Origin of the sequence: Pantoea sp. At-9b (genome assembly GCF_000175935.2) — a bacterium.
GTDB lineage: Bacteria > Pseudomonadota > Gammaproteobacteria > Enterobacterales > Enterobacteriaceae > Pantoea.
Window position 1 is genome coordinate 221,590 of the sequence record NC_014838.1, and the last position, 15,306, is coordinate 236,895.

General features: G+C 51.8%; 25 protein-coding genes. 12 read left to right on the forward strand and 13 right to left on the reverse strand.

Features of this window, described 5'->3' with window-relative positions; all coding sequences use genetic code 11:
* Nucleotides 1–132: 132 nt before the first annotated feature.
* Nucleotides 133–1,983, forward strand: a complete 1,851-nt coding sequence (locus PAT9B_RS21280) for a sigma-54-dependent Fis family transcriptional regulator (protein WP_013511337.1) — start codon at nucleotides 133–135, stop codon at nucleotides 1,981–1,983.
* Nucleotides 1,984–2,014: 31 nt separating this feature from the next.
* On the opposite strand, the gene PAT9B_RS21285 is transcribed toward PAT9B_RS21280, so the two are convergent.
* The 13 genes from PAT9B_RS21285 to PAT9B_RS21335 all read right to left on the reverse strand — a co-directional run bounded on the left by PAT9B_RS21285 (nucleotide 2,015) and on the right by PAT9B_RS21335 (nucleotide 9,415).
* The gene (locus PAT9B_RS21285) at nucleotides 2,015–3,070 is read right to left on the reverse strand and encodes a 2,3-butanediol dehydrogenase (RefSeq protein ID WP_013511338.1); all 1,056 of its coding nucleotides are present in this window, start codon (nucleotides 3,068–3,070) and stop codon (nucleotides 2,015–2,017) included.
* Between the two features lie 301 nt (nucleotides 3,071–3,371).
* On the reverse strand, nucleotides 3,372–4,514 hold the full coding sequence (locus tag PAT9B_RS21290) for a phage integrase Arm DNA-binding domain-containing protein (protein WP_013511339.1): 1,143 nt from the start codon (nucleotides 4,512–4,514) through the stop codon (nucleotides 3,372–3,374).
* Nucleotides 4,489–4,752, reverse strand: coding sequence for an excisionase (locus tag PAT9B_RS29870; RefSeq protein ID WP_013511340.1), 264 nt, complete (start codon nucleotides 4,750–4,752; stop codon nucleotides 4,489–4,491). The genes PAT9B_RS21290 and PAT9B_RS29870 overlap by 26 nt, the downstream gene beginning before the upstream one ends.
* 53 nt (nucleotides 4,753–4,805) lie before the next feature.
* Complete coding sequence (locus tag PAT9B_RS21295; protein WP_013511341.1) at nucleotides 4,806–5,150, reverse strand: hypothetical protein; 345 nt, start codon at nucleotides 5,148–5,150, stop codon at nucleotides 4,806–4,808.
* Complete coding sequence (locus tag PAT9B_RS21300; RefSeq protein WP_013511342.1) at nucleotides 5,143–5,535, reverse strand: hypothetical protein; 393 nt, start codon at nucleotides 5,533–5,535, stop codon at nucleotides 5,143–5,145. The genes PAT9B_RS21295 and PAT9B_RS21300 overlap by 8 nt, the downstream gene beginning before the upstream one ends.
* Nucleotides 5,528–6,229, reverse strand: coding sequence for a hypothetical protein (locus tag PAT9B_RS21305; RefSeq protein ID WP_013511343.1), 702 nt, complete (start codon nucleotides 6,227–6,229; stop codon nucleotides 5,528–5,530). Before PAT9B_RS21305 ends, PAT9B_RS21300 begins: the two co-directional genes overlap by 8 nt.
* The gene (locus tag PAT9B_RS21310; protein ID WP_013511344.1) at nucleotides 6,222–6,425 is read right to left on the reverse strand and encodes a hypothetical protein; all 204 of its coding nucleotides are present in this window, start codon (nucleotides 6,423–6,425) and stop codon (nucleotides 6,222–6,224) included. The genes PAT9B_RS21305 and PAT9B_RS21310 overlap by 8 nt, the downstream gene beginning before the upstream one ends.
* Nucleotides 6,425–6,865: a hypothetical protein gene (locus tag PAT9B_RS21315; protein ID WP_013511345.1), complete on the reverse strand. Its 441-nt coding sequence runs from the start codon at nucleotides 6,863–6,865 to the stop codon at nucleotides 6,425–6,427. The genes PAT9B_RS21310 and PAT9B_RS21315 overlap by 1 nt, the downstream gene beginning before the upstream one ends.
* On the reverse strand, nucleotides 6,862–7,305 hold the full coding sequence (locus tag PAT9B_RS21320) for a hypothetical protein (protein ID WP_013511346.1): 444 nt from the start codon (nucleotides 7,303–7,305) through the stop codon (nucleotides 6,862–6,864). Before PAT9B_RS21320 ends, PAT9B_RS21315 begins: the two co-directional genes overlap by 4 nt.
* Nucleotides 7,292–7,471, reverse strand: coding sequence for a DUF1317 family protein (locus PAT9B_RS21325; RefSeq protein ID WP_013511347.1), 180 nt, complete (start codon nucleotides 7,469–7,471; stop codon nucleotides 7,292–7,294). Before PAT9B_RS21325 ends, PAT9B_RS21320 begins: the two co-directional genes overlap by 14 nt.
* Nucleotides 7,472–7,882: 411 nt before the next feature.
* The gene (locus PAT9B_RS21330; RefSeq protein WP_013511348.1) at nucleotides 7,883–8,278 is read right to left on the reverse strand and encodes a hypothetical protein; all 396 of its coding nucleotides are present in this window, start codon (nucleotides 8,276–8,278) and stop codon (nucleotides 7,883–7,885) included.
* A gap of 182 nt (nucleotides 8,279–8,460) precedes the next feature.
* On the reverse strand, nucleotides 8,461–8,583 hold the full coding sequence (locus PAT9B_RS31365) for a hypothetical protein (RefSeq protein WP_013511349.1): 123 nt from the start codon (nucleotides 8,581–8,583) through the stop codon (nucleotides 8,461–8,463).
* Nucleotides 8,584–8,743: 160 nt separating this feature from the next.
* On the reverse strand, nucleotides 8,744–9,415 hold the full coding sequence (locus tag PAT9B_RS21335; RefSeq protein ID WP_190274679.1) for a S24 family peptidase: 672 nt from the start codon (nucleotides 9,413–9,415) through the stop codon (nucleotides 8,744–8,746).
* 133 nt (nucleotides 9,416–9,548) lie between these two features.
* Between PAT9B_RS21335 and PAT9B_RS29875 the strand changes: the two genes are divergently transcribed.
* From PAT9B_RS29875 to PAT9B_RS21375, 11 genes are all read left to right on the forward strand, one after another.
* On the forward strand, nucleotides 9,549–9,779 hold the full coding sequence (locus PAT9B_RS29875) for a YdaS family helix-turn-helix protein (protein WP_013511351.1): 231 nt from the start codon (nucleotides 9,549–9,551) through the stop codon (nucleotides 9,777–9,779).
* Between the two features lie 31 nt (nucleotides 9,780–9,810).
* Complete coding sequence (locus tag PAT9B_RS21340) at nucleotides 9,811–10,347, forward strand: YmfL family putative regulatory protein (protein WP_013511352.1); 537 nt, start codon at nucleotides 9,811–9,813, stop codon at nucleotides 10,345–10,347.
* A gap of 274 nt (nucleotides 10,348–10,621) precedes the next feature.
* On the forward strand, nucleotides 10,622–10,804 hold the full coding sequence (locus tag PAT9B_RS29880) for a DUF4222 domain-containing protein (protein ID WP_071783557.1): 183 nt from the start codon (nucleotides 10,622–10,624) through the stop codon (nucleotides 10,802–10,804).
* Nucleotides 10,794–11,675 carry a conserved phage C-terminal domain-containing protein gene (locus PAT9B_RS21350; protein ID WP_013511354.1) on the forward strand — a complete coding sequence of 294 codons (882 nt, stop codon included), beginning with the start codon at nucleotides 10,794–10,796 and terminating at the stop codon, nucleotides 11,673–11,675. The genes PAT9B_RS29880 and PAT9B_RS21350 overlap by 11 nt, the downstream gene beginning before the upstream one ends.
* On the forward strand, nucleotides 11,672–12,085 hold the full coding sequence (locus tag PAT9B_RS21355; RefSeq protein WP_013511355.1) for a MarR family transcriptional regulator: 414 nt from the start codon (nucleotides 11,672–11,674) through the stop codon (nucleotides 12,083–12,085). The genes PAT9B_RS21350 and PAT9B_RS21355 overlap by 4 nt, the downstream gene beginning before the upstream one ends.
* A gap of 115 nt (nucleotides 12,086–12,200) precedes the next feature.
* The gene (locus tag PAT9B_RS21360; protein ID WP_013511356.1) at nucleotides 12,201–13,028 is read left to right on the forward strand and encodes a ParB N-terminal domain-containing protein; all 828 of its coding nucleotides are present in this window, start codon (nucleotides 12,201–12,203) and stop codon (nucleotides 13,026–13,028) included.
* Nucleotides 13,028–13,177 carry a hypothetical protein gene (locus PAT9B_RS30985; protein ID WP_013511357.1) on the forward strand — a complete coding sequence of 50 codons (150 nt, stop codon included), beginning with the start codon at nucleotides 13,028–13,030 and terminating at the stop codon, nucleotides 13,175–13,177. The genes PAT9B_RS21360 and PAT9B_RS30985 overlap by 1 nt, the downstream gene beginning before the upstream one ends.
* Nucleotides 13,174–13,800, forward strand: coding sequence for an MT-A70 family methyltransferase (locus tag PAT9B_RS21365; protein WP_013511358.1), 627 nt, complete (start codon nucleotides 13,174–13,176; stop codon nucleotides 13,798–13,800). The genes PAT9B_RS30985 and PAT9B_RS21365 overlap by 4 nt, the downstream gene beginning before the upstream one ends.
* Nucleotides 13,797–13,928 carry a hypothetical protein gene (locus tag PAT9B_RS31370; RefSeq protein ID WP_013511359.1) on the forward strand — a complete coding sequence of 44 codons (132 nt, stop codon included), beginning with the start codon at nucleotides 13,797–13,799 and terminating at the stop codon, nucleotides 13,926–13,928. The genes PAT9B_RS21365 and PAT9B_RS31370 overlap by 4 nt, the downstream gene beginning before the upstream one ends.
* Complete coding sequence (locus PAT9B_RS21370; protein WP_013511360.1) at nucleotides 13,925–14,290, forward strand: RusA family crossover junction endodeoxyribonuclease; 366 nt, start codon at nucleotides 13,925–13,927, stop codon at nucleotides 14,288–14,290. Before PAT9B_RS31370 ends, PAT9B_RS21370 begins: the two co-directional genes overlap by 4 nt.
* Entirely contained in the window at nucleotides 14,287–15,303 is a 1,017-nt protein-coding gene (locus PAT9B_RS21375; protein WP_013511361.1) for a DUF968 domain-containing protein, read from the forward strand. The genes PAT9B_RS21370 and PAT9B_RS21375 overlap by 4 nt, the downstream gene beginning before the upstream one ends.
* Nucleotides 15,304–15,306 lie beyond the last annotated feature (3 nt).

The window sequence follows — 15,306 nt, forward strand, 5'->3', positions numbered from 1 at the left end:
TGTGGCTGATTAAGTCCCGATTTAGGGTTATATCGTTGAACGCGACATTTTTCTATGCCAGATCTGTTAATTAGGTGTTAATTCGCTATGCTGTGGCTCCACTTAACCGGGGTGTAACGCAGGAGAAGGGCTGTGAATCTGAGCCAGCGCGAACATATCGCCAATGTGGTTGCCAGCGTCGAGCAGGCGGCAGCCACGCAGGTGCTGAATCCGCAGGGAAGTGATGCCGTACAGGCATCCTGGTTACGTTGTGTCAATCATCACGGCCTCGATCCCAGTCGGTTGCAGGAGGCACGTATCTTGCCTGCACGCCAGTTGCGCGAGCACTGCCAACAGTTGGAAGCGCTACGGGTTGTCGCGCAACCTGGCCTCGAAAAGCTTTATCAGCAGATTGCCCCGGCTGGTTACATTTTGCTGCTGGCGGATGCGCAGGGCGTGGCGGTTGACTATCTCGGTAACGCGAACGCGGAAATCAGCCTGCGGCGCGCCGGATTGTTCCTCGGCGCACAATGGTCAGAAGCGCTTTCCGGCACTTGCGCGGTGGGAACGGCGCTGGCCACCAGGCAGGCCATCACCATCCACCAAACCGATCATTTTGATGCCACCCACATTCCCCTGACGTGCAGTGCCGTGCCGTTATTTGATTCGCAGGGCGACCTGCAGGCGGTGTTGGATATTTCGGCGTTGACGTCACCCCAGCCGCGTAGCAGTCAGCATTTGGTGTTGCAACTGGCGCAGCAGCAGGCACAGAAGATTGAAAATGCCTGGCTGTTACATCGCCATCGCCATGACTGGGTGTTGAAGCTCAGCCGTCATCCCGGCTGGCATGATATCGAACCGGAGTTTTTGCTGGCGTTTGACGCCAATGGTCGGCTGACTGGATTGAATCCGGCGGCACGGCACTGGCTGAGCGCACATCCGCAGCCGCTTGGTCTGCCGCTCTCCGCACTGTTTCCTGGTCCGCTGGAACAGCTGCTCTCTACCCCGCAGTTGGAAGATATCAGTGGGCAGCAGCGTTTTTATGCGCAAACAGTCCACCCGGCACGCCCGGCCTCCACAGCAGGCGTGACGTTGTCACCAAAGCTGGCCGCGCTAAGCGGTGGGGATCCGCAACTCGATCAGCAACTACGACGTGCCGGGCGTCTGCTCGACACCTCGCTGCATCTGTTGGTACAGGGCGAAACCGGTAGCGGCAAAGAGTATTTTGCGCGCGCCTTCCATCAGGCCAGTCAGCGGCGGAAAGGCCCTTTTATTGCGGTGAACTGTGCAGCCATTCCGGCCAGTCTGCTGGAGAGTGAATTGTTTGGGCATCTGCCAGGCAGCTTTTCCGGGGCAGGCAGCAAAGCACGACCGGGGCTGATCCAGGCCGCCGAGGGCGGTACGTTGTTTCTTGATGAAATCGGCGATATGCCGCTGGAGATGCAGACACGCCTGCTGCGCGTACTGGCAGAGCAGGAAGTGTTGCCGATTGGAGCGCGCCAGCCGCAAAAGGTCGATATCCGGGTGTTGTCAGCATCACATCATCCGCTGACGCAGCGTGTCGCTGCCGGATTATTCCGCGAAGATTTGCTCTATCGTCTGCAAGGGGCCTGCATCCAACTGCCGCCGCTGCGCGAGCGTCAGGACATCAACTGGCTGATTGATCAGATGCTGGCGGGACAGGCGCAACTCAGTCCACCGGCGCGTCACGCGCTGCTGAGTTATCGCTGGCCGGGGAACCTGCGCGAGCTGCACCATGCGTTACAGTATGCGTTGGCGATGTGTGAAAGCGGCATCATTGCGATGGACGACCTGCCCGATACCTTGCGCGTCACGGCACCGGCTCAACCCGTTGCCGTCAATGATGAGCAAGACGCGTTACTGCGTCAGTTGCGCGCCGCTCGCTGGAATATGAGTGAAACGGCGCGCCAGCTCGGCATCAGTCGCATGACGCTGTATCGTCGCCTGCAACGGTTAGGGATTCAACTGCCCGAGCGGCAGTAGAGACGGGCCAGCCTGGCTGGCCCGTGCGTGATCACTGTGGCGGACGTACCAGAATTTTGACCTGCTGTTTCTCTTTCACCAGCGCTTCAAAGCCCTGTTCAACCAGATCAGCCAGTTCAATACGTTTCGTCACCAGTTTGTCAGCCTGGAAGTAGCCCTGCGCCATCAGTTCCATCACTGCCGGGAAGATATGGCGATAGGCAATGATGCCCTTAACGCTGCGTTCGCTCAGTACCACTTTGTTGGGATGGAAGGAGGCTTCACCTTCCCAGATGGAGACGATGACGGTTTCGCCTTCATAGGTGGTACTGTCGATGCACTGCTTCAGCACAACCGGTACGCCGGTGACTTCATAAGCCACATCGACACCGCCGTTGCTGAGTTCGCGAATTTTCGCCACGGCATCTTCTTTGCTGGGGTCGATCACGACTTTGGCACCCAGTTCACGCGCTTTCTCGGCGCGTTGGGGTGACAGTTCTACCACATAGATTTCGGCAGCACCGGCGGCACGCAGTGCTTCGATCACCAGCAAGCCAATCGGGCCTGCACCAAACACCGCAGCTTTATCACCTGCTTTCAGCTTACTCATACGAACGGCATGCAGTGCGACCGCTGCCGGTTCCACCAGCGCGCCTTGCTCGTAAGAGAGGGCATCCGGCATCCGATGAACCATATGTTCTGCTACGGTGGTGTAGCTGGCAAAACCGCCGCCGCCGCCAGACAGGCCGTGGAAACCGAGATCGCCGCACAGGTTATATTTGCCTTCGCGGCAGGCCGGGCACTCACCACAGGAGAGAATCGGTTCGACCACCACGCGGTCGCCCGCTTTCACTTTGGTGACACCGGCACCCACTTCTACCACCTGGCCGGAGAACTCATGGCCGAGGACGATAGGGGCGATGTCGTGGCTGATTTTGTGCGGCTTTTCCACCGGGACAAAGATCGGACCCGCGATGTATTCATGCAAATCGCTACCGCAAATGCCGGTCCATGCGACTTTGATTTTAACTTTACCGGCAGTGACCTGGGGTTCTTCAATATCATCGACGCGAATATCGCGTGCTTTATACCAACGTGCCGCTTTCATATTGTTCTCCTTGAGGCTGGCATTATTTCTGTCCATTGCCACACAGGTGGCCGGTGCAGAAGCTCAGCGTGGCTATAGCGAGAACTGTGCCAACACGAACGGGGAATTATTTTATTTTAAATCAATATGTTGGCTGGATGGTGTTAAATGGCATGGTGTCACACTGTGACAGGTGTAACGCGGACATGTGTATCAAAAGTAACACCATGAATTCACTTGATTTAAATTCCCCTCCAAAACATCCCCAAAAAAATTCCCCAAAATGATTTTTGAAATCTGACTAACTGGCAGGGATAATCTGCTAAAGCGCGAGCTTTTTCCAATCAGCACCACGATCATCGTTGTACTTATCCGTCATTGCGATGGATTTATGTCCAAGTAGTAGCTGGGTGTTTATTCCCTGTGCTCGATAAAGCCGTTCAGACAAAGACCGTTGCTCATGAAATGATGGCGGCGTTTGGTCTTTGTCCGGATTCACACCAGCAGAAATTCTGGCCTCTGAAAAGTAGCGTGAAAGAGAATCCTCCCATATTGGGTCACCTGGCTTTTTACCTCTATTATTGCGGACATGATGAATCATGTAAGGGCTTAAAACCCTATCCCGGCAAATCGCTATGGCTTCCCCAAGTGACATGCCAAGCGCGTTGCAACGTAACGATAATGGCAGGGCTATTTTTGCTCCTGTCTTTGACTGCTCAATATGAAGATGGTCATCCCATACATCACTGAACTTCATTTTTGCTATGTCTGTTCGTCTCTGTCCTGTTATTAAAGCCAGCAACATTGAATTTGAGGCAGCTGGAGCTAGCGTATTCTTTGCTGCTTCATAAATCTTCTGCCATTCATCAAAAGACAATCTGGCTCGTTTAACTTTTGCGTGTACTTTCCTTGTTGCGAGAGCTGGATTGTAGCCTTGATCAACTTCACCTGAGTGTTGTGCTTCTTTAAACATGTCAATCCAATTAGCGCGAAGAAATTGCGCCATGCGATTTTTTCCTTCGCTTTTATATTCGTCGATTATTGAAGCCAGAGCCTTCGTGTCAATGTTTCTAAGTCTTACATTAGGTAATCGTTTTTCGAGAATCTTAGCGCTTTTAACTAAAGCCTTGCCTGTGGATTTTGCTATTTCGCCTGATTCAATTCTTTCATTGCAAATTTTTTCATATATCTCAATCCATGAAAATAACCGCATCCCTGTAGTAAGTTTTGCTTCTTTTTTTAAAGCCATATCTACGAGGATTGTTATTTGCTTTGTTTGCTGTTGGGATATAATTCTGTTTGCTTCAATTGCCGCTTCCTTTGCTGCATCTTCATCGGTTCCGAATCCGATAAACTGATTAGTAACAGGGTGACGGTATTGCCAATATACCTTACTGGTACGTTTATCCAATTTACAGTAAAGGTTTGGGATCGTAACGTTATGACGTCTGGGTCTGGCTGCCATTTATGACTTTCTCCAATAGCGCCCGAGCAGGACGCGACACATTAGTTGGGATGTCAGGCTTAGCCTGAACTCCTATAAACTTTGCATTTTCATCAACCACCCAACGCCTTCCTTGTTTGATTGGTTGGGGGTATATCTGGCCCGTTTTTGCATAAACACTTAATGTTACCGAATTAGGGGGATATTTAAATCCATTCGGACCATTCGCCCACTCACCTATTGGTATAAGTTGAGCCATAACGATTCTCCATACCTGACCTGCTGCAACAGGGATTTAATCACCGTGACATGTCACGACACTATTTTTAATTTCAGCTCATGCCAGCCACGATTGACCCAGCACGCCTCTTCAACATCACAAACACATTCCATTACCGGCAACTGATCACCACAGCGGCCACAGTTACGTTTATTCAGTTCCGCCACCTGGCGTTTAAGCTGGGCGTTGTCGATACGAATAAGCATGGTGATGTACTCATTCAGCTCATATGGTTCACGCCCGGGGCGACGACCAGCGCAATTATGCGCCAGCATTTCGAGTTCCTGATTATCGAGCACAAGCTCAAGTTTCTTACCACCGGCAGCGGCCTGACGTGCGCGCTGTTCCTTTTTGCGTTCTGCGGGTGACTTAGCCATGACCGAGCACCCACTGATTATTTACATGTACCGCAAGGGGATGAGAGGTATCCGGTAACACTAAATCCTCGACCACTTCCCCGGTTTCAACAAAATAGTAATGGCTGTCCGTGATGTTGTTGATGAAGTGGGCTTCCCGCTCTTTCTCCGGCATCGCATTAAGAATCCGCAATACTTTCTTGCCTACAGGCCGGTAATCGGGTTTAGCCCCAACGAGTTTCGCAGCAGCATAGTTGTGATGCCCGTCCATCAAGACGGTGTATTGCTTACCGCGCAACACAATTGGATATACAGCCACAATGAAGCGCTTAAACCGGGAGGCTTTGTCTAAAACCTTTGCCTTGTTGATGTACCGCTGGCAACTGATTAAATCCCCTTTAATCATGGCTTCCACCCTCCACGCGCTTAAACTCAATGACCCACACCCACGGGTTAGCCTGCCAGCTTTCCTCTCCGTAGATAGACGTCCATACCCTGGAAAACTCATCAATATCACCGAGCAAATGGCTGTCTTCATAAGCAAAGCCTTCGCTCCGTGCATCTTCACCACTCATGCTCTGTAACCTCTCCACACGAACGCCGGTAATCTCCAGCGTTATGCGGGAAGCCCAGCGCGGCATGTGGAGTGATGGCCGCTTACGCCACAAACGATTTGGGCTAGCCGCTGAGAACTTACCTCCACCCAATCCTTTCGGATAATCGGGATTAGGCTCGTTCGGAGGATTTCCATCAGCTGCAAAGAGAATGCGTCTTGAACCGGTCCATGCATATTCATCATCATCGGGGTAGCGCGCATAACCATACCCAGCCTGCCACCACGTCTCACGCACCCACAGGCGATCACCTACTGCACCGAACGGGCAAGAAAACATCTCTGAGCGGATGTGATGACCGGTGGCATTCGATTCAGACCAGTAGTATTTGCCGATATCACTGCGTTTAGTTGAAGCCCTGACGCGTGACAGCCCAAACTGGTTTGATTCAGGCTGCACCTTCATTATCCGGCGCGTCTGCGTCTTGCTGCCGTTCAGAACTGCCCGAACCATGTCGGCGTTGAAAATCATTCCGCGTTCACGCATGGCTGCCCTCCTGATTAACTGGCTCAGCCAACCGGAATCGTGATGGTGCCCAATCACACACCTCATCAGCCGGGGTATGTCCAAACATCATTGTGCAACGGCGGTAATGAACACAGTCGCTGCAAGTTTTACCTTCAGGCAGGTTCATTTTGTCGCTGTCGTTTTCAACACGGAGCATAGGTTCACGAATAGCCATCACTCACCATCCTTAGCTGGCTCTGGCTTGATAAATTCTGCATATGCCAACACGTCAAGATCAGACTTTTGGTAGAAGTAATCAAAGTCAGGGTGAGAGCAGAGGTCATGCCAGCCTTCAGGCCAGTACGGATCGCCATCTGGTGAAGTCATTTCAGCTTCACAGAATGCGTCTTCATCATCGGGTGCAGGGCAGTTGAAGTAGAAGAGATCAGCAACATGCAATGATCCATCTTTAAGCCGATGAGTTACCCAAAATCGTTCGCTACTGCCTTCAGTGACAGCAGGCGTACCGGAGCGCCAGACAACTGAAGCATCCAGCTTTTGTTGCAGGGCGGCGTAATCTTCAAACATCACAAAATGACCGTTTGCAGAGGGCACAGATTTGACACTACCCAGGCCGCTTAACGTGATAACCGCATAACGTTGAACGTCGCTCATGCTGCACTCCCGATATTTGCTTGCTTATCGCGTAACAGGTCCATCTCCAGTTGAGAGATGAGATTGAGGCAGTCCGATACGCCTGCCCGCTTGTGGTCTGCCAGGTGCTGGACATATTGACGTGTTTGCCCGACCGCCTGAGCGTGCAGCTCTTTAATCCACTGGTCGGAAGTAGGGGTGATCATCGCTTCATTAAGGTCAGCGATGAGGCTGTCATGATCACCGGCAGACTGGAGCGCTTTGATCACGCCGGGAATCAGAGCATTAAGACGCAGGACTTCACCGGCCATGACGTTAGCGCGAGTGTTAGCCACGTCGAGACGGGTAGACAGGTCTCTGAACGTTTGATTTATGTCGCTGACCAGTGTTTCAACGCTCAGTGACTTGGCGAACTCATGACCGACCTTCACCAGCTCTCTATTAGATTTAGCGTTGTTCATCCTGCTGGCCCTCAAGGTTGGTATTGCGGGTGTGAAGGCGTTCGGCAATGCGCTGTACGGTCAGTGGGTTTTTGATTACCCGACCACCACAATTCCAGCCGCGTAGCTGGTGGTTATATTCCAGGGTGACGTCACCAACGGTGATGTCGCTTGATGGCTCTTGCATATAAATCTCCATACCGTTTTTGGTTTGCACGAATCCCTTGCCGGTATTGGCAATAAAGCAAAAAGGGATTCATTCAAATTGGCTGGTGAGCACTGCAACACTCACCGCCGTTACTCCATACCTGAAAGGATGTGTGGTGCCGGGTGCCTCCCGGTGCCCTGTGTAAGCTGACAAAACACAGGGCGGTGACTGATAGTATGGACGCACCGGATACTAAGGTGATTGTCAGTTTTACCGCGAGCGCTTAGCCGCATTCACCACAACGGTAAGAGCACTGTCAGGGTGCTTCCGGCGCTATACCCGCCATCGGCCAATGCTCTTGCCTGTTGTGTGCCGCAATATTGCACGGCGACTTACCTTTGTTGAATAACTCGCCTTACGGCGAGTTAATTCAAAAACCGAAATTGCTGCTTAATTGATTTTTGTCGCCTGAATAGTGGCGCTACCCGCGTTATTGCTACAGGAGTCATCACTTACAAACGCCATAAATGCCGCAGTGGTAGGTGGTACGGTAATTGTTGTCGGGGAGCTGCTCACTGTTGCGCCCCAACGAGCATTACCCATGCCACCCTGTAAAAACACACGATCAATCGGGCAACCGGTACCGCCCTGGCAATACATGGTGTTGGAAGACAGGGTAAAAGTGTAAGTACCCTGACTTAAGTTAAAGAGAATAGGCGTTCCCTTCTGAACCTGAGTGTTACTTAACGGTGGATAAATGCAGTTGCTGATAGCACTGACATTAAACGTTTCAGCTTGGCTACCAAATGACAGCAAACCGAGGAGAAACAGGGCCTTTAATTTCATGAAAATTCCTCTTTGATTAATAAACGAACTCAATTACCACAAAAATCAAGGGCACTTACTCCACATCTCTAAAGCGTTCGAAAACACCCGTATTGCAAATGCCCTTGTCGTTGTGAAAAAAGGGGCGGTTAAACCAGAGCAATCACCAGAGAAACCGCCAAACAACTACTTGCTCAAAGCGCCTAACACTCCACCGTCACTACACACAGATCACCATCACAAATCAGCTCAGCCTCGGGGAACAGTCTCAGGAAGTTGAGCAAGGTGGCTAACCTGTAGTTCGCCATGTTCTTAACCATCTTCATCTGATGTTCCTTAGAAATCGCTTGATGGGTTGATTAAACTATATGTTTATAAGTGAGTCAACTATGTGTTGATAAATATTTTGTTTACTTCGGAGGGGTGATGAACAGACTTCAGGCATAAAAAAACCGGCACTAGGCCGGTTTATTCATTGAGACGGGATTATTCTTTGCCAACGTCATCGGCTGAAATAAAGCGCGTTGCTTTGATAATTCCCGAGACAAAGTGGATTTTGTCTACTTGGTTAACTGGTAAGGTGAAAGGCTTATGATCGTTGTTTATGCTAGTGAATTGGTAATCACCAGCGCGATTATAATTGAGAATCTTTATCATGTTATGACCATCAGAAGTTCTAATAAAGACTTCATCACCAGGGTGAACCTTTGTATTTGGTTCTATTACCACAAACTCGCCTGATTGGATGCGGGGCCACATGCTATCCCCTCGAACCCTTACACCATAAGCTTCACGGTCATCGCTATAAATTCTAAGCCAACCGGCGTGAAACTCCATCATATCAATAAGCCCATCCATGCCCAGAACAGCATCACCTTTAACGGGGATAACCCCATTCATGATGTTGCCAACTACTTCAACCTCGCTTGCAGGTTTCTGGTGTGGTGTTGAATACATCTGATCACTCTCACCAAGAACCCAGGATAAATCCAAACCAGTAGCCGCCGAAATTTTGATGGCCGAATCTTTACCAATTTCTCCGCGCTTAAACCAGTTATTAACCGCTTGAGGTGAAACCCCCGCAATCCTAGCAAGGTCCGCTTTACTCAAATTTGCAGCTTTCAGCAGCTCATCCAGCCTTGTCGTCGCCTTACTCATAAGTGGTATCGCACTGTTCATATTCATAACTCGATTGTAAACGTTATGTTTACACAATGGAATAAACACATAGTTGACTACAGTATAAACTTATTGTTTAATGTCCCTGTCAAATATAAACCGGAGATGAACAATGAAAGCTTTGAACAAAGCGATTAAAGCGGCTGGTTCCGCGCGCGCTTTGGCTCTGAAACTTGGTGTATCTCCAATGACTGTAAGTTACTGGCAGAGCCGCTCATCAGGGGTAGTACCTGCTGAGCGTGTCATCAGCATCTTCCAGATCACTGGTGTGACACCTCATGAACTTAGGCCCGATTTGTATCCAAGCCCATCTGATGGTGTGGCTGATGTTAAACAACTCTAACAAACCCAGTAACTACCAAAGGAAAACCGAAATGGTAGACACACTTAAAACAGCAATCCGCCTGATGAGCAAAGCTCACCCCGCTGGTCGTTTGGGCATGGCTTATGACTTAGGCATGACCATTGATCAGTTTCACAACCACCTTTACCGCAAGTGCCAGAGCCGTTTTTTCACGGTTGATGAGCTGATGAAGATGGAAGACCTGTCCGGCACTAACCACCTGGCTGAATACTTTGCCGCACGGCGTGGCCTGACGCTGGTGGACATCTCAGCAGTGCAGAACGTGGACAAGGTTGATCTCTTTGACATCGAACTGAAAACCAGTGCAGCCGCTGGTGAGCTTGCGACCGCCAAACTTGCAGCCGTGTCAGATGGTGTAATTGACAACCACGAACGCAAAACCCTTTCCGAGCTTTTTAACAAAAAAATCCGTCATCAGATTCACGGCTTTATGGGCTTTCTTGCGCTCTATGGCGTGGGTGTCTCGGATCATTCGGTGGATATGTTTGTAGCGAGCAATCGCAAAGCAGATATGGCGGGAATGCATTTTGAGTCGCCGGAGGCGTGATGAAAGTTTTGACAGCGTCAGAAAGGTTGACGCCCGAGGTTGCAGCCCCAGGCGTCGGTTTGCGAGTAAATCAACTGGTATGGAGAGTTAATCGCATGAACATTTTACGCAGAAATAAGCCATCAGTGCAATTTCGCTGCCGTTTGGTAGCTGGTGCGCTGGTGTTTGAACAGAGATTACCCGCTGCTGGTGGACCCGGCAACTACCAGGAAGTGAGCCTGATGGTAGTTCAGACCGAGTGGAATGATTTTTATCGTAAGCCGGAGACAGAGCATTGCGAATCCTCGACCGACGATTTACCGACAAGCGCGGTGTTCCCGTCAAAGTCATCCGCTGGGAGCCTGAATCAAACCGGGTTATCTACCTTCGCGAAAACTACGAACATGGCGAGTGCTTCAGCCCTCTTGACCAGTTCCAGCGTTATTTCAGGGAAATAGGGGTCAGGGATGAGCGTTAAATTATCTGCATACGTCTGGGACGGATGCGCCGCAGCGGGAATGAAGATCACCAGTGTAGCCATCATGGCGCGCCTGGCTGACTTCTCCAGCGATGAGGGGCTTTGCTGGCCTTCTATCGCCACTATTGCCCGTCAAATCGGCGCAGGCCCGAGCACTGTCCGTACCTCACTGAGAAAGCTGGAAAGCGAAGGCTGGTTGACTACTACGCCGCGACGCAAGGGCAACCGCAACAATTCCAACATGTACCAGTTGAACGTGAAGAAGCTGCGTGAGGCTGCTGCGCTTCACCTGTCAGAATCTGACGCATCAGAATCTGACACATCAAAATCTGACGCGTCAAAATCTGGTGCATCAGTTTCTGACGCATCAAAATCCGGTGCACCAGAATCCGACAAAAACACCGGTTTTCACCCGCCAGAATCTGGCGACGATCCGTCAGTAAATTCAACTACTGATCCATCAGATAAAAACACCTCTTGTCAGGTTGCCTCGCAACCCGACCGGGATGTTGTGATTACCGACCTTGCTAAACAGGTTTTAACCCACCTGAACCAAATCACTGGCTCAAAATTCCAGGTCAGTCGTTCATCACTGGAAAATATCCGCGCTCGACTTGCCGAGGGCTACGAACCCGATGAGCTGAAGCTGGTTGTTGATTACAAGAATGAGCACTGGCGAAACACTGAGCAGGAGCAGTACCTACGCCCGGCAACGCTGTTCATCCCGAAAAACTTTGCTGGCTATCTCCAGTCGGCAACGAAGTGGGACAAGTCAGGCAGACCGCCATGCGTGAATGGGAAATGGCAGCGTGATGTTAACCAAACGGCGAATGTTGATTACACCATTCCAGATGGCTGGCGGGGGGCATGATGAACACAGAAACGTTGATTCTGACTCACCTGATGGCCTTTCCCGGCCAGACTCCTGCGCAGATTGCCAATGCAATCGGACGCACCCGCAGCACTGTTGGCGCATCTCTGCCAGTGATGGTTGCTGTTGGTGATATCTGGAGTGATGCCGAAGCTCGCTACTACACCGCAGAACCAGCAGGCGAGGGTGATGAGAAATACATTGCGCTTTGTGACGAGGCATATCGCCTTCAGGAGCGGAATTTGTGGAACCCAGCCGCCCATGTCTGGCATCAGGCGCAAGAGGCCACACTGAAGCCAGGACTGCGGGAGAAGGCACGAATCAGGGCAATCATGTGTGTCGAGAAAGCCAGAGAGAAAGACCCAAGGCCCGGGCCTGATCCGTTCTGTCGCAGGGGTAACTTCCGATGAAAGCAGCCATACAGCGCCACTGGCGGCGCAATGAAGATTTCTACCGTGGAGCACGTCCTGCGGTCCTGATGATAACCGTTCTGATTTTCGCACTGGCATGGGAGCTGACAAACCAATGAGTAACTTACTCCAGGTTTATAAAAACAAAGACGACACCGAAACAAACATCACTGTCCGCAAAACTTACCTGCTGGGCGTGGACGAGCTCTACATCGAGCCGGGTTACAACGTTCGCGAGATTAACCAGACGCACGTTGAAGAATTCCGTGATGCGTTTATTGCAGGTGAGCATGTTCCGCCGCTGGCCGTTCAGGTGACAGAGCAGGGCGTTAAGATTATCGACGGCCATCACCGCTGGCATGGCGCGAAGCTGGCACAGGCAGCAGGCCATGAAATCCGTCTGGAGTGCAAAGACTTCGTAGGCAATGAAGCGGACCGTATCGCTTTCATGATCACAAGCAGCCAGGGCCAGGCATTGGAACCGCTGGAACGTGCCGCCGGGTATCAGCGCATGATCAATCAGGGCTTGGAACCGGCGGAAATCGCCAGGAAGGTGAAGCGCTCACCCGCTGATGTTGATCATCACCTCCAGCTCCTGACCGTGGGCGATGGCCTGCTTGCGATGGTTAAAACCGGCGAAGTTGCCGCGACGACCGCTGTAGCAATGGTGCGGGAGCATGGAGCCAAAGCCGAGACGGTAGCCAAAACCCAACTGGAGAAAGCCAAAGCCAGCGGCAAGAAGAAACTGACCCGTTCCGCCGCCATGCCCCAGTTCAGCGCAACCAAAGCACGCCGCCTTGTTGAGCTGCTGTGTGATGCCCGCTACATGGGTGTAGTTGATGGTGAAGCAGTGCTGTATCACGATGATAAATATACTGCTGAAATCCGGTCCATCCTCAACGAATACCGCGATGCCACTGAGCATAACGGGGAGGAAGCCTAATGAAATACCTTGCGTATTTAGCGTGGCTTTTGGGTAGCTCCCTGTTTGCTTTTGGCTTGGGGGCCAGCCAACAGGCTGAGATGGTTTCCGGTTCGATTTTGGCTGGCGCATCTCTCATTGCTCTTTCAATAGCGGGGGCCATGAAATGACTTACCAACTCGTCTACGCCGATCCTCCATGGCCCTATAACAACAACATCAGCAATGGTGCTGCTACCGATCACTATCAGACCATGTCTATGGCTGACCTTAAGCGCCTGCCCGTGTGGGCGCTGGGTGCTGAAAACTCAGTCTTGGCTATGTGGTACACCGGCACCCACAACCAGGAAGCGCGAGAGCTGGCTGAATCATGGGGATATCGCGTCCGCACCATGAAGGGCTTCACATGGGTGAAGTTGAATCAACTGGCAGAGAAGCGCTTTAACCGCGCCCTGGAAGAACATTCAATTCACGACTTTAACGACCTGCTGGACATGCTCAACGCTGAAACCCGCATGAACGGTGGCAACCACACCCGCAGCAATACCGAGGACGTTCTGATCGCCACACGCGGCACTGGCCTGCCACGCGCCAGCGCATCGGTTAAGCAGGTTGTGTATTCATGCCTGGGCGAACACAGCGCGAAGCCGTGGGAAGTGCGTAACCGCCTGGAGCAACTTTATGGTGACGTGTCACGCATTGAATTATTCGCGCGTACCGCCGCTGAGGGCTGGGATTGCTGGGGCAACCAGTGTGACAGCAGTGTTCAACTGATCGCCGGGAGGGTGGCATGACAAGCAAAGAGCAGCTCCAGAAACAGGGGAAGCCAAATAGCATCCAGGATATCTACATGAAAGCCGGTGCTGAAGTAGCGCTGAAAATGGCCGAGGTGTGCGCCAAAAAGATACAGGAGGCTGGATGAAATTAACCCTGCCATTCCCTCCAACAGTAAACACCTACTGGCGTAACACGCCAAAGGGAGTATTAATCAGCGCCTCCGGGCGCTCTTTCCGTTCCAGTGCGATCGCGAGTGTGCTGGAGCAGTTAAAGCGCCGACCCAAGCCGATCACCACTGATGTGCAGGTGAATGTGATCCTGTACCCGCCAACTCGATTAAGGCGCGACCTGGACAACTACCAGAAAGCGCTATTCGACAGCCTGACGCATGCCGGTGTATGGCTGGACGACAGCCAGATTAAGCGAATCATCATTGAGTGGGGGCCAGTCATCAAAGACGGCAAAGCTGAGGTGACGATCAGTGAATATCAGGCGGTGGACGCATGAGGGCATTGCTGACACCTGAGCTTGTTCCGCGCATTGGGGTTGTGCTGTTTAAACCTGGCAAAGATTTGCATTCGTTGTTCCGTGGCCGCGTCCTGATCAGCACCCCAACATCAGAAATGGCAGACCTGCCATCAGGCTTAATCAATGACAGCAGCCAGCCATTACTGGACGAAAAATCACTGGCTGTGTTCTTTCAAGATGGCCGGGTGATCAGAGCTGCTGGTGGCTGGGAAGCGCATGATGCGTGGGTGCAAAAAATTAACGCCTGCCAGCTTCAGAAAAAGGATTCGTATCATCATCCGCATTACACTACCTTGCGGACCGAATCGGGAACGGTTTGCCTGTGCTATCACGATGATAATTCTGCCCGTTTGAATGGCTTGCCGGCGCAACTCGAAGAGGTCGCAACCGGCAACATGGCCCGCTGGATTATTGAGTCGGCATGCGTCCATATGGGGTTAGGTTCGGATCATCGGATGACGTTGCCTGAGCTGTGCTGGTGGGCCTGCCTCAATGACGTAACGGACCTGATACCTGAAGCGCCAGCGCGCCGTGTGCTGCGTATGCCAGCGGAGAAACCGGCAACAGGCGAACTGAAGGAATCACGCATACAGCCGGAACGGGCCGCACGGGAAGTGATACAGGAAGCGGCGGAGGTGGTTAAAGCCGTCATCAACCTGGCTATCGACCCGGAATCACCGGAATCATTCATGAAGCGGCCAAAGCGCCGACGACTGGAAAACGAGAAGTACACGCGGTGGGTAAAAGCGCAGCCATGCGCCTGCTGTAATAAGCCAGCAGATGACCCGCACCATATCATCGGATACGGACAGGGAGGGATGGGAACCAAGGCACATGATTTGTTTGTGATACCGCTTTGCAGGGCGCATCACGACGAACTCCACCGCGACCCGGTGGCATTCGAAAACAAATACGGGAGCCAGATAGAACTGCTGTTCAGATTCCTTGATCACTCGATTGCAGTTGGTGTGATTGGGATAGCGAAAAAATAAAAC

Bases quoted from the DNA above. Each gene is read 5' to 3' on its own strand.
- PAT9B_RS21370 (WP_013511360.1), top strand. From the start codon at position 13,925: ATGAAATTAACCCTGCCATTCCCTCCAACAGTAAACACCTACTGGCGT.
- PAT9B_RS30985 (WP_013511357.1), top strand. From the start codon at position 13,028: ATGAAATACCTTGCGTATTTAGCGTGGCTTTTGGGTAGCTCCCTGTTT.
- PAT9B_RS21300 (WP_013511342.1), bottom strand. From the start codon at position 5,535: ATGATTAAAGGGGATTTAATCAGTTGCCAGCGGTACATCAACAAGGCA.
- PAT9B_RS29870 (WP_013511340.1), bottom strand. From the start codon at position 4,752: ATGGCTCAACTTATACCAATAGGTGAGTGGGCGAATGGTCCGAATGGA.
- PAT9B_RS21355 (WP_013511355.1), top strand. From the start codon at position 11,672: ATGATGAACACAGAAACGTTGATTCTGACTCACCTGATGGCCTTTCCC.
- PAT9B_RS21310 (WP_013511344.1), bottom strand. From the start codon at position 6,425: ATGGCTATTCGTGAACCTATGCTCCGTGTTGAAAACGACAGCGACAAA.
- PAT9B_RS21335 (WP_190274679.1), bottom strand. From the start codon at position 9,415: ATGAGTAAGGCGACGACAAGGCTGGATGAGCTGCTGAAAGCTGCAAAT.
- PAT9B_RS21285 (WP_013511338.1), bottom strand. From the start codon at position 3,070: ATGAAAGCGGCACGTTGGTATAAAGCACGCGATATTCGCGTCGATGAT.
- PAT9B_RS21330 (WP_013511348.1), bottom strand. From the start codon at position 8,278: ATGAAATTAAAGGCCCTGTTTCTCCTCGGTTTGCTGTCATTTGGTAGC.
- PAT9B_RS21320 (WP_013511346.1), bottom strand. From the start codon at position 7,305: ATGAACAACGCTAAATCTAATAGAGAGCTGGTGAAGGTCGGTCATGAG.
- PAT9B_RS31365 (WP_013511349.1), bottom strand. From the start codon at position 8,583: ATGAAGATGGTTAAGAACATGGCGAACTACAGGTTAGCCACCTTGCTC.
- PAT9B_RS21340 (WP_013511352.1), top strand. From the start codon at position 9,811: ATGGTAGACACACTTAAAACAGCAATCCGCCTGATGAGCAAAGCTCAC.
- PAT9B_RS21315 (WP_013511345.1), bottom strand. From the start codon at position 6,865: ATGAGCGACGTTCAACGTTATGCGGTTATCACGTTAAGCGGCCTGGGT.
- PAT9B_RS31370 (WP_013511359.1), top strand. From the start codon at position 13,797: ATGACAAGCAAAGAGCAGCTCCAGAAACAGGGGAAGCCAAATAGCATC.
- PAT9B_RS21375 (WP_013511361.1), top strand. From the start codon at position 14,287: ATGAGGGCATTGCTGACACCTGAGCTTGTTCCGCGCATTGGGGTTGTG.
- PAT9B_RS21365 (WP_013511358.1), top strand. From the start codon at position 13,174: ATGACTTACCAACTCGTCTACGCCGATCCTCCATGGCCCTATAACAAC.
- PAT9B_RS29875 (WP_013511351.1), top strand. From the start codon at position 9,549: ATGAAAGCTTTGAACAAAGCGATTAAAGCGGCTGGTTCCGCGCGCGCT.
- PAT9B_RS21305 (WP_013511343.1), bottom strand. From the start codon at position 6,229: ATGCGTGAACGCGGAATGATTTTCAACGCCGACATGGTTCGGGCAGTT.
- PAT9B_RS21290 (WP_013511339.1), bottom strand. From the start codon at position 4,514: ATGGCAGCCAGACCCAGACGTCATAACGTTACGATCCCAAACCTTTAC.
- PAT9B_RS21360 (WP_013511356.1), top strand. From the start codon at position 12,201: ATGAGTAACTTACTCCAGGTTTATAAAAACAAAGACGACACCGAAACA.
- PAT9B_RS21350 (WP_013511354.1), top strand. From the start codon at position 10,794: ATGAGCGTTAAATTATCTGCATACGTCTGGGACGGATGCGCCGCAGCG.
- PAT9B_RS21295 (WP_013511341.1), bottom strand. From the start codon at position 5,150: ATGGCTAAGTCACCCGCAGAACGCAAAAAGGAACAGCGCGCACGTCAG.
- PAT9B_RS21325 (WP_013511347.1), bottom strand. From the start codon at position 7,471: ATGCAAGAGCCATCAAGCGACATCACCGTTGGTGACGTCACCCTGGAA.